This window comes from Pseudomonas sp. LBUM1652 (assembly GCF_059716105.1).
In genome coordinates, this window is the sequence record NZ_CP166804.1 from 5854565 (window position 1) to 5868554 (window position 13990).

Here is a 13990-nt window from a genome sequence, read left to right on the forward strand (position 1 = left end):
GGGGTGTGCAGCACCCCCAAAAAGCCTGAATGCGGTCCGTCTGACAAACTGAGGTGACAGATTTGGGGGCGCTACGCACCCCATCGGGGATAAATCCCCTCGCCACAGTTTCAATACAGGCCTTCAATGCCCATCAATCAAGGAACACTTTTTGCTGTCAGATGTGATCGGCGCCATTGCGTCGGCGTCATTACTGGCTCAATTTAGCGGCATCGCCTCGGAAGGCCTTCGCACTTCATGTCCTCTACCTCGTTTCGTCAGTCTTTGCGGCGCCTGTGGGCGCTGGATAAATTCAGCTATAGCGTGCGGGTGTTCATCGCCCTGACCGGCAGCATGGCGCTGTGTTGGTATCAGGATGAAATGGGGCTGCTGATCCCGTTGTTCCTGGGGATTATCGCCAGCGCCCTGGCCGAGACCGACGACAGTTGGCAGGGCCGCCTCAACGCACTCGCCGTGACGCTGGTGTGTTTCAGCATCGCCGCGCTGTCGGTGGAATTACTCTTCCCCTACCCCATCGTGTTTGCCGTCGCTCTGGCACTGGCCAGTTTCGGCCTGACCATGCTCGGTGCGCTCGGTGAGCGTTATGGTGCGATCGCGTCGGCGACCTTGATTCTCTCCGTGTACACGATGATCGGCGTCGATCAGCGCGGTGGCGCGGTGATCGATTTCTGGCATGAACCGATGCTGCTGGTGGCGGGCGCCGCGTGGTACGGCTTGCTCTCGGTGCTGTGGCAGGCGATGTTTTCCAATCAGCCGGTGCAGCAGAGTCTGGCGCGGTTATTCCGTGAACTCGGGTTCTACCTGAAGCTGAAATCCTCGCTGTTCGAGCCGGTCCGGCAGATGGACGTCGAAGCCCGGCGCCTGGAACTGGCCCAGCAAAATGGCCGCGTGGTCGCTGCATTGAACAGCGCCAAGGAAATCATCCTGCACCGGGTCGGCAACGGTCGCCCCGGCTCGAAAGTCAGCCGTTACCTGAAGCTTTATTTCCTCGCCCAGGACATTCACGAACGCGCCAGCTCTTCGCACTATCCGTACAACGCGCTGGCCGATGCGTTTTTCCACAGCGACGTGCTGTTCCGCTGCCAGCGCCTGCTGCGCCAGCAAGGCAAGGCCTGCCGGGCACTCGCCGAATCGATCCAGATGCGCCAGCCGTTCGTCTACGACGCCAGTTTCGCCGAAGCCCTGAGCGACCTCGACGCCTCCCTCGAACACCTGCGCATCCAGAGCAATCCGGCCTGGCGCGGCCTGCTGCGGTCACTGCGCGCATTGGCGGCCAACCTCGGCACCCTCGACCGTCTGCTCAGCGATGCGAGCAACCCCGATGCCTTGGCCGACGCCACCGACAGCAGCCTGCTCGACCGCTCGCCACGCAATCTGAAAGACGTGTGGATTCGCCTGCGCACACAACTGACGCCGACTTCGCTGCTGTTCCGCCACGCCCTGCGTTTGCCGCTGGCGTTGAGCATCGGCTACGGCATGGTGCATTTGATTCACCCGTCGCAAGGCTACTGGATCATCCTCACCACGCTGTTCGTCTGCCAGCCGAACTACGGCGCGACGCGACGCAAACTCGGTCAGCGGATTTTCGGTACGGCCATCGGCCTGACCGTGGCGTGGGCCTTGTTCGATCTGTTCCCGAGCCCGCTGGTGCAGTCGTGCTTCGCCATCGCCGCCGGGGTGGTGTTCTTTACCAATCGCACCACCCGCTACACCCTGGCGACGGCAGCGATCACCATCATGGTGCTGTTCTGCTTCAATCAGGTCGGCGACGGTTACGGGCTGTTCCTGCCACGGCTGTTCGATACCCTGCTCGGCAGCCTGATCGCCGGCCTGACGGTGTTCCTGTTCCTGCCGGACTGGCAGGGTCGACGCCTGAACAAAGTGCTGGCCAACACCCTGACCTGCAACAGCATCTACTTGCGCCAGATCATGCAGCAATACGCCGCCGGCAAGAGCGACGACCTCGCTTATCGCCTGGCCCGGCGCAACGCGCACAACGCCGATGCGGCGCTGTCGACGACGCTGGCGAACATGCTGATGGAGCCGGGGCATTTCCGGAAGGAAGCGGATGTCGGTTTCCGCTTTCTGGTGCTGTCGCACACCTTGCTCAGTTATCTGTCAGGGCTGGGCGCGCATCGCGAGACTCAGTTGCCGGCCGATGTGCGCGAACATTTGATTGACGGTGCCGGCGTGAAACTGGCGGCGAGCATCGATGAAATCGCCCAAGGGCTGGCGAGCAAGCAGCCGGTGGCGATTCAGAGTGATGAAGAAGAAGCACTGGCCAATGAGCTGGAGCAGATGCCGGATGAGATTGATGAGGGGCAGCGGTTGGTACAGACGCAACTGGCGCTGATCTGCCGGCAGCTTGGGCCGTTGCGCACGCTGGCGGCGCACCTAATCAAGGACACTGCCGAGGTTTGAGGTGGCCGGACTGGCCTCACATCCCATGCTGCCTCAGCAATTTGTCATAACTGCCATCCGCCTTCATCGCCTCAATCGCCTTATCAAACCCCGCGACAATCTGCTCATGCTGCGGATTCTTCAGGCTCACCAAGATATGCAGGCTGTTCTCGCTCAACGGCTTGGGCAAAAACTCCACGGCACTGCGCACTTTCGGTGATTCCCGTGCCAGGTAATGCCGCGCGACATATTCATCTTCCAGCGTCAGCTTGACCCGATCCGCCGCGAGCATACGCACCGCCATCGCAAAGTTATGCACAGGGACTTTCTGCAACGCGGTATCGGCATCGAACGGCGGCGAGTAGGCGTAACCGCGTACCACGGCAATCGGATAAGTGTGCAGTTGCTGCAAGTTGTTGTATTCGAGCGGCGTGTCTTTGCGCTTGAGGAAGCGGATGCGATTAACCAGATACTCACCGGAAAATTGCCCGAATTTCGTGCGCTCATCGTTGTACCAGGCGTTGACCAGCACATCGTAGCGTCCCTCACCGACACCCAGCAGCGCCCGCGCCCATGGCACTTGCTCATAATCGCTGGCATAACCGGCCCGAGCCAGCGCAGTGCTGACAATGTCGGTGGCCAGACCGCCGTTGACCAGCGTGTCGTCAGTAAAGGGCGGCCAGATATCAAACACCAGCCGCAGCTTTTCGGCTGCAGCGGCTTGGGCCAGCAAGAGCAATCCGATCAAAGCAAAAGCTCGATGCAGTCGCGGCATGCTTGAAAATCCTTAGCGGGCGGCACGCCCGGCGTGTTTCCAGTCAAAACCCCAAGGCCCCGTACCGGCAAAACCCAGGCCCTAACATTAGCTCATTGCAGCCAGTGCACAGGGCTCCCCAGCAGATTACACAAAGAAGTCACCGGTGCGAGAAAGGAATGATGGCATTTTGACCTTTGTCACAGACTCTTACGCCATACAGACATCTTTCGCGCCTGCGCTTAGTATCGGGCGACACGTTCAAGGAATCGGAAAATGACAATCGAATGGGTCTGCAAACATCACAGCGACTTGGGCAAAGAACAGCTCTACGCCCTTTTGAAGCTGCGCTCGGAAGTGTTCGTGGTCGAACAGAAATGCGCCTATCCGGACCTCGACGGCCAGGACCTGGACGGCGACACTTACCACCTGATGGGTTGGGAGGATGACCAGTTGATGGCGTATCTGCGCCTGCTGGACCCGGAGTCCCAGGGCGGCGACGTAGTCATCGGCCGCGTGATCACCGCGCCACAAGGACGAGGCAAAGGGCTGGGGCACGAGATGATGGAGCAGGCGCTGAAACAGGCTGAGAAACACTGGCCGCAGGTGCCAATCTATCTGTCGGCGCAGGCGCATTTGCAGGGGTATTACGGCAAGTACGGGTTTGTGGCGGCGGGTGAGGAATATCTGGAGGATGACATTCCACATATCGGGATGCGGCGCGCTTAAGGGCCTTTTCGCGAGCAGGCTCGCTCCCACATTTGGAATGCATTTTCCTGTGGGAGCGAGCCTGCTCGCGATGGCGTCAGCTCAGTCAACGCAGGATTCAGGGATATTCCAGCACCGCTTTGATCTGCCGCAAATTCCTCTCGATCCACCCCCGATCAATCGCCCCCCACTCGCGAATCCGATAACGCCCGGCATGGTTGCGAGCGCCCTCTTCCTGTTCGAACTCGCAGACGATATCCAGATCCGCCAGCGCGGCAATCGTGTCCTGCGCCGTGCGCCGGGGCATGCCGGTGACTTCGGTCAGCGTCGGCACACTCGGAGCCAGGCCGCTGTCGATCAGATACGCCACATACAAGCGGCGATAGAAACTGCTTTTGGTTTTGCTTACGTCCATCCACACCTTCCTGGTTGCGACTGTTGTTATTGCATGTCCCGCCAAGTCAGATACACCCGCAGATCAAACTCGACCTGGTGATACCCCGGCAGCATGTGCTCACACAATTTATAAAACGCCTTGTTGTGATCCGACTCTTTGAAGTGCGCCAGCTCATGCACCACGATCATTTTCAGAAAGTCCGGTGCGGCGTCCTTGAACAGCGAGGCGATACGAATCTCTTTCTTGGCCTTGAGCTTGCCGCCCTGCACGCGTGAAACCGTGGTGTGCAGACCAAGGGCGCGGTGGGTCAGGTCGAGGCGGTTGTCGAACAGCACTTTGTCGATGGCCGGAGCATTACGCAGGTATTCCTGCTTCAGATCCAGCGCGTAGCTGTACAACGCCTTGTCGCTCTGCACGTCATGCCGCCCCGAGTAACGTTGATCCAGGTATTCACCCAGACGCCCGTCGGCGATCAGTTGACGCACCTGATCCTGCAATTGCGCGGGATAGGCCTGGAGATACTTCAACACAGTCATGGACGGGCGACACGGTTCGAAAAAGGTGCGCCAGTGTAGCGAATTCAACCGGGCAACGCGCTCCAGTCAAACGGCTCGGCGAAGCTGGCAGCATCCTCGGCGATCAATGGACGCGCGACGAGGAAGCCTTGCACATATTCGCAGCCGTGAGCTTGCAGCCATTGGTATTGCTCGATGGTCTCGACACCCTCGGCAATCACCAGCAAACCGTACTGCTTGCACAGACTGATGACTGTGCTCACCAGTGAAGCGTCCCGCGACGAATCAGGCAATCGGGCGATGAGGTGCCGGTCGAGCTTGAGCGTGTCCAGTTCCAGATCGCGCAGATGCGCCAGTGAACAAGGCCCGGAGCCGAAGTCATCCAGCGCCACACGCACACCGAGATTGCGCAGCAAGCGCAACTGTTTGCGGGTTTCGTCCGGATTTTGCATCAAGGCTTCTTCGGTGACCTCGACCTCCAGTTGCCGTGGCTGCAAAGAATGCCGCTCCATGACCTGGCGTAACTCGGTGACCAGATTCGGCAGGCTGAACTGGGTGTTGCTCAAACTCACGCCGAGCACCAGATCTTCGGCAAACAAGGTTTCCCAGGCTTTGCGCTGGCCGGCGCCGCGATGATAAATCCAGCTGCCGAGACGACTGATCAGCCGCGCCTCTTCCAGCAACGGCAAAAACAGACCCGGCGGCACATCACCCACGCTCGGGTGCTGCCAGCGCAACAACGCCTCAAACCCACGGATCTGGCCGCTATTAATGGCTACCTGCGGTTGATAGACCAGGTTGAAATCACGGTTTTCGATGGCGGCGCGCACGCTCTCTTCCAGCATCAGACGCGAACGCGCCCGGCCGTTCATTTCATGATCGTAAAAGCGATATTGCTGACGCCCGGCACGCTTGGCTTCGTACATGGCAATGTCAGAGGCGCGCAGCAGACCGTCGAGATTCGATCCGCAATCAGGGTATGTCGCGATACCGATACTGGCGCCCAGCGCGATATCCAGCCCTTCGATTTGCTGACAGATCGACACTCGTTCGATGAGTTTCTCGGCAATCTTCGCCGCCTGCTCGGGAAACTCCAGATCCAGCAACGCGGTAAATTCATCACCGCCCATTCGCGCGAGAATATCGAACGGCCGCAGACACGCCTTCAACTGCTCGGACACCCAGCGCAACACACGGTCGCCAGCATCATGGCCGAGGGAGTCGTTGACCCGTTTGAAGCCGTCCAGATCCAGATACAGCAGCACCCAACTGCTGTCGCTGCGCTCACCGCGCAACAGCAGGTTCTCAACGGTCTGGTAGAAACCGCGACGGTTGAGTAAACCGGTCAGCGGATCGGTGACGGCCTGAAATTCCAGTTGCTGATGCAGATGGCGCACCACCGACATGTCCAGCACCGTGACCACCATCGCCTGTTGTTCGGAAGGTAACGGCGCACAGGACAGCGCCACCGGCACCTGCTGACCCGGCGCGGTGCGCAGCAGCGCATCGTGGAGCCGCAGGGTTTCGCCGCGCTGATAGCTTGTACGGAATTCGGAATCGGCCCACACGGGAATGTGCGGTTTCTGCAGGTAATCGAGAAACTCCTTACCGCCCAACTCCTTTACCGGCGCATTGAGCAACCGTGAGATCGCCGGATTAGCAAAGCGGATCAAGCCGTCCTCGCCCAAAACCAGAATGCCCTCGGCGGCGTTATCCAGCACCGAAGCATTGAAGGCCCGGGCGGATTCCAGATCCCGGCTCAGGCGCTGCAAGGCCCGGCGATTGCGCTGATGCTCAAGCAACGCCTGCACTTTGGGCTTGAGAATCTGCGGATCGAACGGTTTGAACAGGTAATCCACCGCGCCACTGGCGTAGCCCTTGATCACGGCGTCCTGGGACTGTTCGTTAGCGGTGAGGAAGATGATCGGCGTAAGCCGCGTACGCTGACTGCCGCGCATCAGTCGCGCGACTTCAAAGCCGTCCATGCCCGGCATCTGCACGTCCAGCAGCACCAGATCGACGTCGTGTTCGAGGAGGATATTCAGCGCCTCGAAACCGGAGGCGGCGGTCAGCACGTGCCAATCCTGACGCTGCAGCAACGCGCGCATGCTGATCAGGTTTTCAGGGTAATCATCAACGATCAAAAGGACAGAGTTGCCTTCACCTGGCTGGGGTTGCGCGCATTCCATGCTGCTTCTCTTATCGGGACCACAGGCGGTTTTCCGGTTAAAACCGTACACATACTGAGCCATCACTCTAGTCGCGGATCGACAAAAGCAGTAGCTGTCATCAGGCCATCATTTAACCAATGGCAGGTTTAGCCGACTAACGGTCACTCCTGTAGCCCGCTAAAACCGGGATAGATGGCATTTCGACAGGATGTTGACGTCAATCGTCCGCCGGACGGCGGTTAACAAAAAATCCCTCTACGCTTATAAAGGCCGCCCCAAAACGCGCGGGCTAGAGCTTCTGGCACGCGCGTGCAGCGAAAATTGAGTGGAAGAACCGACATGATCGATCTCGCAACCTGGAACCTCAGCGTTCCCGTTGGCAGCCCGCCATACACCGTCGAAACCTCCAAACTGGTGAAAGGCTTCAAGGATCAGTACTTCCATTCCGACACCGGCACCCTGTTCTTCTGGTCACCGGTGACCGGGTCAAAAACCGAAAACGCCATCTACCCCCGCACCGAACTGCGCGAAACCTACAGCAACGGCACCCTGCGCAATTGGTACTACCCCGACGCCGACAACCTGCTGCGCGCGACCCTCACGGTCAACAAAGTGCCGAGCTCCGGCAAAATCGTCATCGGCCAGATCCACGCCTATGAAAGCCAGAAGCCGATGCTCAAACTCGAATACCAGTACAAGACCAAAACCGAAACCGGCAACCTGGTGATCAAAGTTCGCATGCATCCCGATGACGACGAAAGCCGCGTCATCACCCTCGCCACCGGGGTCAAACTCGATCGCGAATTCAACTACCTCATCCACTTAAGCCCGGGCGGCGCACTGGGCGTAAGTGCGGCGGGTTATCAGTGGGATTCGCAGATCAGCGCGACGTGGCGCAACAAGCCGCTGTATTTCAAGGCAGGGGTTTATGTGCAGGACAATACGGGGTACACGAGTGAGGGTGGGCAGGTGACGTTTAGCAAACTCGATATCGATCACGACAAATAATCCCCGCATTTAAACGGCGTTGTTTAGATCGGTCGGCGGTTACTTCCGGATGCCTACAACAGCTTGCGTCGTTGCCTACGGGTACGCCAGAATCCGCCGGCTTGTGCGCCTGGAGGGCCATCGGTAACTTGATCCGCGTCACTGATTTCCAGTGATCGGGTTTAGTAGCCCGAGGTGTTTTTCAGTTATGCGCAAAGCGCATCGGTCGGCTATTGCTGTTTGACTTGATGGTGGCTGTGTGCAGGGCGCTTCGGCGCGCCGGTTAATGCTGAATAACTCCCCGGTCTACTAACCTGCGCACAGCTGCCACCCTTCTTTTAGTAGAGAAGGCGAAGCGGCTCCATCAGGAGTTTTCAGCAAATGATCAAATCAACGCCTCATCCGCCGGTCACAGATCCGGCATCCCCTTACGAATCCCCCAACTCAAAAAGATTCCACGACGCCGCCGAGCGCGCCCTAGACCACTACCTCAACCCCGCCGCAGCCATCATGGCCAGCACCCACGAACCCGAGGCCATGTACCTCGCCAACCCGAAGTACAACACCGAATCCCTGCTGGCCAACGCTAGCGAAACCCTGAGTTCAGCCAGCGAAATGCTCAACAACTTCGCCGCGATGCTCGACACCTCGCACCGCAAGACAGCGCTGGGCATCGCGCAGGTGGTCATGCTCGGTGAACTGGCGGTGAATCAGGCGCTGGATCATGTTGAGTTGAAGGAGTAGTCACCCAAAAAGAACCCGCATTTATGCGGGTTCTCTGATGACAGGCTTACTTGCTGTCTTTCGGAAGTTTAACAGGTGCCGGACCTCTGGATTTGATCAGGTTTTCGGGTTGCGGTTTCGGATCAACTGGAAGAGTGCCGGGTGCCGCGCCTTTTGGTGTTACATCCTTAGTAGCCATCGATGTGTACTCCATCACAAGGTGAAGTTTCATTTTGTGAGCATCACCAATGGCCGTCCACTGTCAGATCTGACAGTCCGTAATACTCATTTGAAATAAACCCAACATCGATTAGTCCCAAAAGCTCAGAATCTCGATGCATTGGATGCTTCAATAGCCATCCACAAGAAACCCGCCTCTCGGCGGGTTTCTTGAATAAGCGGGTTAGCGCTCAGGCTTAGTTAATCCTGAATTTCACCTCAGCATTCACACTTTCGCAATAACAGTGACTGAATCATGACGAAATAAATTTATCCCTTTCACGCTTCCTGCTTAGTTACTTTTTCCAGACTTTTTGACCAGCCCACACAATATGCTTATTTCTTTTTAACGGGCCACTCATCGCAAAAACATCTCTACACCTGTCAACTCTGACAGGTGACGAATTACATGCCGCCTCATAACCTCAGGATCGAAACATCAGAAAAACGGATGGAAAAATAACCCATTCACTGCTCATCAAAAAATAAAGGAGAAATACCATGGGCCAGATCAACCCGAATGGTACTTATAGAGGTCGCGTATACGATGCCGGCGAGAGCCATGAAGCCACACTTAAAATAACTTCTTCAGATCCACAGACGGGCAACATAAGCCAAGGCAGCATGGAGTATTACGGGCTTAGCTTCAAAGTTAATGGAAGTTTCACGTATGAAAATTTAACGGATGAATCCGCCGTATCCTTTAATCTTCGAGCAGAAGCAGGGAGCCCTGAACACAACGTGTTCAGCATCAGTTTGAGATCGCCTGACAGAAACTATTCGAAGTTAGACGGAACCGTTCGGGTTGATCGCGGCGGCCCGAATGTAGGTAAAACTTACAACATCACCTTTACAAAAAGCTGAGATCTTCTATCAAACGCAAAAAACCCGTCTAACGACGGGTTTTTATTACCGCTGAAACAGTGATCAATCAGTTAACCTTAGCGTTCAACTCACCCTTCAAATAACGCTGGTACATCGCTTCCAACGAGATCGGTTTGATCTTCGAAGCATTACCGGCAGTGCCGAACGCTTCATAACGAGCGATACAAACATCGCGCATCGCAGTCACGGTGGCGCCGAAGAATTTACGTGGGTCGAATTCGCTCGGGTTGGTGGCCATCAGGCGACGCATGGCGCCGGTGGATGCCAGACGCAGGTCGGTATCGATGTTGACCTTGCGCACGCCGTACTTGATGCCTTCGACGATTTCTTCAACCGGCACGCCGTAGGTTTCTTTGATGTCGCCGCCGTACTGGTTGATGATCGCCAGCCACTCTTGTGGAACCGAAGAGGAACCGTGCATCACCAGGTGGGTGTTCGGGATGCGTTTGTGGATTTCCTTGATGCGGTCGATGGCCAGCACGTCGCCGGTAGGTGGCTTGGTGAACTTGTAGGCGCCGTGGCTGGTGCCGATGGCGATGGCCAGGGCATCAACCTGGGTCTTCTTGACGAAGTCAGCGGCTTCTTCCGGGTCGGTCAGCATTTGGCTGTGATCCAGAACGCCTTCAGCGCCGATGCCGTCTTCTTCACCGGCCATGCCGGTTTCCAGCGAACCCAGGCAACCCAGTTCGCCCTCAACCGATACGCCGCAAGCGTGAGCCATGGCCACGGTTTGCTGAGTAACGCGCACGTTGTACTCGTAATCGGTCGGAGTCTTGCCGTCTTCGCCGAGGGAACCGTCCATCATCACCGAGCTGAAGCCCAGTTGGATCGAGCGCTGGCAGACGTCAGGGCTGGTGCCGTGGTCCTGGTGCATGCACACCGGGATGTGCGGGAATTCTTCGATCGCGGCCAGGATCAGGTGACGCAGGAATGGCGCGCCGGCGTATTTGCGAGCGCCGGCCGAAGCCTGGACGATCACCGGGGAGTCAGTCTTGTCAGCGGCTTCCATGATGGCGCGCATCTGCTCAAGGTTGTTGACGTTGAAAGCTGGAACGCCGTAGCCGAATTCGGCTGCGTGGTCCAACATCTGGCGCATGCTGATAAGTGCCATTGTGTGTGTCTCTCCCGGTTGAGGGTCGTTAATCGTGCCAGCCTGCCGGAGCGGCGGCGGCTATTCAAGTGATTGCAGATCGGGGGTTGAGACCCGGCCTGGTGATTCGATACAGCAAATTCTGAATTACTGCGCCTTGCAGCCGCGGCCGATCAGGTCATTGGTAGCGACCCAGTACACCAGGCCTTCGTTACCCTTGATGTGAAACGCCAACATGCCGTCGCTGTACAGCGTGCCCGAGGCGCCCGGCTCTTCTTTCAGGCGATAGACCTGATCACCGCCACCCAGTCGAACATCGACTTCTTTCTGGCCGGCATCGGTGTAACGCCACAGCACTTTGGCCTGGCTGTCGCAGGTCCAGGTGGTCCAGTTATCCGTAGGGGCGGACGACTGAAACAGGTTCAACTGCGCGCAACCGCCCAACAATGCCAACGCCGCAATGGCGATCAAGCCTTTCATCCGTGTTCCTCGACTGACGGCGCACGCCGCCAGCCCTGAGTTAAGAGTCAGACCCGTCAAGGACAACCATGTTCCTTGGCCGGGGTTTGCGCTTCGTATTTGTCCAGACCGTCCGGCCCCGAGCGCTTGTTCAGCACCGGGTTGGTTTCGGCCTGCCAGTCGGCCTGATAACAGCCCTTCTGCGACTCGCTGGGTGCCGGTGTCGCTTCGGCCTTCGGGTTACTCCCGCAGGCCGCCAGCGTACCGGTCAGCAACAACAATGCTAACGACTTGACCATGTGACCACTCCTTTGCCTGGCCTGACGGACGGCCTCAGGCCTTGGCCCGGCTTTCCAGGACTTCTACGGCAGGCAGCACTTTGCCTTCGACGAATTCGAGGAACGCGCCGCCACCGGTGGAAATGTAGGAGATTTGCTCAGCCACGCCATATTTATCGATGGCGGCCAGGGTGTCGCCACCGCCAGCAATTGAGAATGCGGAACTGTCAGCAATGGCTTGGGCCAGCACTTTGGTGCCGTTGCCGAACTGGTCGAATTCGAACACGCCGACCGGACCGTTCCACAGAATGGTTTTCGACGACTTCAGCAGTTCGGCGAAGTTGGCTGCGGTTTGCGGGCCAATATCCAGAATCATGTCGTCGGCAGCGACGTCAGCGATCAGCTTGACGGTGGCTTCAGCGCTTTCAGCGAATTCCTTCGCGCACACCACATCGACCGGCAGCGGCACGCTGACCTTGGCGGCGATGGCGCGCGCGGTGTCCAGCAGGTCCGGCTCGTACAGCGACTTGCCAACCGGGTGACCGGCTGCGGCGAGGAAGGTGTTGGCGATGCCGCCGCCGACGATCAGTTGATCGCAGATCTGGCTCAGGCTGTTCAATACGTCGAGTTTGGTCGAGACCTTGGAGCCAGCAACGATGGCAGCCATTGGCTTGGCCGGAGCACCCAGGGCTTTGCCCAGTGCATCCAGTTCAGCGGCCAGCAGCGGGCCGGCGGCGGCGATTTTGGCGAACTTGGCCACGCCGTGGGTTGAACCCTCGGCGCGGTGAGCGGTGCCGAACGCGTCCATCACGAACACGTCGCACAGCGCGGCGTATTGCTGGGCCAGCTCGTCGGCGTTCTTTTTCTCGCCCTTGTTGAAGCGCACGTTTTCGAACAGCACGATGTCGCCGGCCTTGACGTCAACGCCGCCCAGGTAATCGGCCACCAGCGGCACTTCACGGCCCAAGGCCTTGCTCAGGTAGTCGGCGACTGGCTTGAGGCTGTTCTCGGCAGAGAACTCGCCTTCGGTCGGACGGCCAAGGTGCGAGCAGACCATCACGGCCGCACCTTTTTCCAGGGCCAGCTTGATGGTCGGCAGCGAAGCCAGGATACGCGCGTCGCTGGTGACAACACCGTCCTTGACTGGGACGTTGAGGTCTTCGCGGATCAATACGCGCTTACCTTGCAGATCGAGGTCGGACATCTTCAACACGGTCATGGGTCGCACTTCCTACGGTTTTTTTGAAGTTGCTGTTTGCAGATAGTGGTCTGCAACGTCCAGCATTCGGTTGGCAAAACCCCATTCGTTGTCGAACCAGGCCAGGATGTTCACCAGTTTTGGGCCGGAAACACGGGTCTGACTGGCATCGACGATGGCCGAATGTGGGTCATGGTTGAAATCACAGCTGGCATGAGGCAATTCGGTATAGGCCAAAAGTCCTTTGAGCGGGCCGCTGGTGGCGGCTTCGCGCAGGATCCGGTTGACCTCGTTCGCGTCGGTCGCCGTGGCGGTCTGCATCGTGATGTCGAGGCAGGACACGTTGACCGTCGGCACGCGTACGGCTTTGGCCTGAATTCGCCCGGCAAGTTCCGGCAGCAGGCGCTCGATACCGCGCGCCAGACCAGTGGACACCGGGATCACCGACTGGAACGCCGAACGGGTGCGGCGCAGGTCTTCGTGGTGATAGGCGTCGATCACCGGCTGATCGTTCATCGCCGAGTGAATCGTGGTGATCGACACGTAATCGAGGCCGATCGCCTTGTCGAGCAGACGCAACAGCGGCACGCCGCAGTTGGTGGTGCACGAGGCGTTGGACACCAGCAGCTCATCGCCGGTCAGGCAATCCTGATTGACGCCGTAGACGATGGTGGCGTCGACATCCGCCTCGCTGGCCATCGGCTGCGAGAACAGCACGCGTGGCGCACCGGCGTCGAGGAAACGCTGGCCGTCGGCACGGGTGTGGTAAGCGCCGGAGCATTCCAGCACCAGATCGACGCCCAGTGACGCCCAATCGATGCCTTCGGGGGTGGCACTGCGCAGGACCTTCACGCAGTCGCCATTAATATGCAGACAATCGCCCTCGACCCGCACTTCGCCGGGAAAGCGGCCGTGGGTGGAGTCAAAGCGTGTCAGGTATTCGATGCTGGCCATGTCGGCCAGATCGTTGATCGCGACAATTTCAAACCCGGCCTTTTCGCCTCGCTCAAACAACGCACGCAAGACGCAACGACCAATCCGGCCGTAGCCGTTGAGTGCAACTTTGTAAGGACGCGGTTGAGGCATGGGGTTCTCGATTACCGTGGTGAATCAGGTAGTGCGATGTTGCCCGAACCATCGCTTTCGCGAGCAAGCTCGCTCCCACATGGGCAGTGCATAACCCTGTGGGAGCGAGCCTGCTCGCGA

General features: G+C 58.3%; 14 protein-coding genes. 5 read left to right on the top strand and 9 right to left on the bottom strand.

Annotated elements, in window-relative coordinates:
- Positions 1–237: 237 nt before the first annotated feature.
- Positions 238–2421, top strand: coding sequence for a YccS family putative transporter (gene yccS, locus ACA069_RS26450; RefSeq protein WP_497615505.1), 2184 nt, complete (start codon positions 238–240; stop codon positions 2419–2421).
- 16 nt (positions 2422–2437) lie between these two features.
- On the opposite strand, the gene ACA069_RS26455 is transcribed toward yccS, so the two are convergent.
- Positions 2438–3175, bottom strand: coding sequence for a substrate-binding periplasmic protein (locus ACA069_RS26455; protein WP_401271787.1), 738 nt, complete (start codon positions 3173–3175; stop codon positions 2438–2440).
- Between the two features lie 255 nt (positions 3176–3430).
- Between ACA069_RS26455 and ACA069_RS26460 the strand changes: the two genes are divergently transcribed.
- The gene (locus tag ACA069_RS26460) at positions 3431–3883 is read left to right on the top strand and encodes a GNAT family N-acetyltransferase (protein ID WP_401271788.1); all 453 of its coding nucleotides are present in this window, start codon (positions 3431–3433) and stop codon (positions 3881–3883) included.
- Between the two features lie 97 nt (positions 3884–3980).
- Here the strand turns inward: ACA069_RS26460 and ACA069_RS26465 are convergent, their stop codons facing one another.
- From ACA069_RS26465 to ACA069_RS26475, 3 genes are read right to left on the bottom strand one after another with little or no spacing between them, the layout of a single operon-like run.
- Complete coding sequence (locus tag ACA069_RS26465) at positions 3981–4277, bottom strand: winged helix-turn-helix domain-containing protein (protein ID WP_007913779.1); 297 nt, start codon at positions 4275–4277, stop codon at positions 3981–3983.
- A gap of 26 nt (positions 4278–4303) precedes the next feature.
- On the bottom strand, positions 4304–4795 hold the full coding sequence (locus ACA069_RS26470; RefSeq protein ID WP_123532475.1) for a M48 metallopeptidase family protein: 492 nt from the start codon (positions 4793–4795) through the stop codon (positions 4304–4306).
- A gap of 44 nt (positions 4796–4839) precedes the next feature.
- Positions 4840–6963 (bottom strand): putative bifunctional diguanylate cyclase/phosphodiesterase, encoded by a 2124-nt coding sequence (locus ACA069_RS26475; RefSeq protein WP_497615506.1) that lies wholly within the window; start codon positions 6961–6963, stop codon positions 4840–4842.
- A gap of 321 nt (positions 6964–7284) precedes the next feature.
- On the opposite strand from ACA069_RS26475, the gene ACA069_RS26480 reads away from it, so the two are divergent.
- The 3 genes from ACA069_RS26480 to ACA069_RS26490 all read left to right on the top strand — a co-directional run bounded on the left by ACA069_RS26480 (position 7285) and on the right by ACA069_RS26490 (position 9738).
- Positions 7285–7953 carry a polysaccharide lyase family 7 protein gene (locus ACA069_RS26480; protein WP_187679692.1) on the top strand — a complete coding sequence of 223 codons (669 nt, stop codon included), beginning with the start codon at positions 7285–7287 and terminating at the stop codon, positions 7951–7953.
- Positions 7954–8313: 360 nt separating this feature from the next.
- On the top strand, positions 8314–8676 hold the full coding sequence (locus tag ACA069_RS26485) for a DUF6124 family protein (RefSeq protein ID WP_489879344.1): 363 nt from the start codon (positions 8314–8316) through the stop codon (positions 8674–8676).
- Positions 8677–9375: 699 nt separating this feature from the next.
- Positions 9376–9738, top strand: coding sequence for a hypothetical protein (locus ACA069_RS26490; RefSeq protein ID WP_489879343.1), 363 nt, complete (start codon positions 9376–9378; stop codon positions 9736–9738).
- A 67-nt stretch (positions 9739–9805) separates the two neighbouring features.
- Here the strand turns inward: ACA069_RS26490 and fba are convergent, their stop codons facing one another.
- The 5 genes from fba to epd all read right to left on the bottom strand — a co-directional run bounded on the left by fba (position 9806) and on the right by epd (position 13870).
- Positions 9806–10870: a class II fructose-bisphosphate aldolase gene (gene fba, locus ACA069_RS26495; RefSeq protein WP_003177554.1), complete on the bottom strand. Its 1065-nt coding sequence runs from the start codon at positions 10868–10870 to the stop codon at positions 9806–9808.
- A 126-nt stretch (positions 10871–10996) separates the two neighbouring features.
- The gene (locus ACA069_RS26500; RefSeq protein ID WP_187679697.1) at positions 10997–11329 is read right to left on the bottom strand and encodes an MliC family protein; all 333 of its coding nucleotides are present in this window, start codon (positions 11327–11329) and stop codon (positions 10997–10999) included.
- Positions 11330–11385: 56 nt separating this feature from the next.
- On the bottom strand, positions 11386–11607 hold the full coding sequence (locus ACA069_RS26505; protein WP_187679698.1) for a hypothetical protein: 222 nt from the start codon (positions 11605–11607) through the stop codon (positions 11386–11388).
- A 34-nt stretch (positions 11608–11641) separates the two neighbouring features.
- Positions 11642–12805, bottom strand: a complete 1164-nt coding sequence (locus ACA069_RS26510; RefSeq protein ID WP_187679699.1) for a phosphoglycerate kinase — start codon at positions 12803–12805, stop codon at positions 11642–11644.
- A 12-nt stretch (positions 12806–12817) separates the two neighbouring features.
- Positions 12818–13870, bottom strand: a complete 1053-nt coding sequence (epd, locus tag ACA069_RS26515; protein WP_187679700.1) for an erythrose-4-phosphate dehydrogenase — start codon at positions 13868–13870, stop codon at positions 12818–12820.
- Positions 13871–13990 lie beyond the last annotated feature (120 nt).

What these genes read in the sequence shown, in the direction of transcription:
- yccS (WP_497615505.1), top strand. Translation starts at nt 238, where the DNA reads ATGTCCTCTACCTCGTTTCGTCAGTCTTTGCGGCGCCTGTGGGCGCTG.
- ACA069_RS26455 (WP_401271787.1), bottom strand. Translation starts at nt 3,175, where the DNA reads ATGCCGCGACTGCATCGAGCTTTTGCTTTGATCGGATTGCTCTTGCTG.
- ACA069_RS26460 (WP_401271788.1), top strand. Translation starts at nt 3,431, where the DNA reads ATGACAATCGAATGGGTCTGCAAACATCACAGCGACTTGGGCAAAGAA.
- ACA069_RS26465 (WP_007913779.1), bottom strand. Translation starts at nt 4,277, where the DNA reads ATGGACGTAAGCAAAACCAAAAGCAGTTTCTATCGCCGCTTGTATGTG.
- ACA069_RS26470 (WP_123532475.1), bottom strand. Translation starts at nt 4,795, where the DNA reads ATGACTGTGTTGAAGTATCTCCAGGCCTATCCCGCGCAATTGCAGGAT.
- ACA069_RS26475 (WP_497615506.1), bottom strand. Translation starts at nt 6,963, where the DNA reads ATGGAATGCGCGCAACCCCAGCCAGGTGAAGGCAACTCTGTCCTTTTG.
- ACA069_RS26480 (WP_187679692.1), top strand. Translation starts at nt 7,285, where the DNA reads ATGATCGATCTCGCAACCTGGAACCTCAGCGTTCCCGTTGGCAGCCCG.
- ACA069_RS26485 (WP_489879344.1), top strand. Translation starts at nt 8,314, where the DNA reads ATGATCAAATCAACGCCTCATCCGCCGGTCACAGATCCGGCATCCCCT.
- ACA069_RS26490 (WP_489879343.1), top strand. Translation starts at nt 9,376, where the DNA reads ATGGGCCAGATCAACCCGAATGGTACTTATAGAGGTCGCGTATACGAT.
- fba (WP_003177554.1), bottom strand. Translation starts at nt 10,870, where the DNA reads ATGGCACTTATCAGCATGCGCCAGATGTTGGACCACGCAGCCGAATTC.
- ACA069_RS26500 (WP_187679697.1), bottom strand. Translation starts at nt 11,329, where the DNA reads ATGAAAGGCTTGATCGCCATTGCGGCGTTGGCATTGTTGGGCGGTTGC.
- ACA069_RS26505 (WP_187679698.1), bottom strand. Translation starts at nt 11,607, where the DNA reads ATGGTCAAGTCGTTAGCATTGTTGTTGCTGACCGGTACGCTGGCGGCC.
- ACA069_RS26510 (WP_187679699.1), bottom strand. Translation starts at nt 12,805, where the DNA reads ATGACCGTGTTGAAGATGTCCGACCTCGATCTGCAAGGTAAGCGCGTA.
- epd (WP_187679700.1), bottom strand. Translation starts at nt 13,870, where the DNA reads ATGCCTCAACCGCGTCCTTACAAAGTTGCACTCAACGGCTACGGCCGG.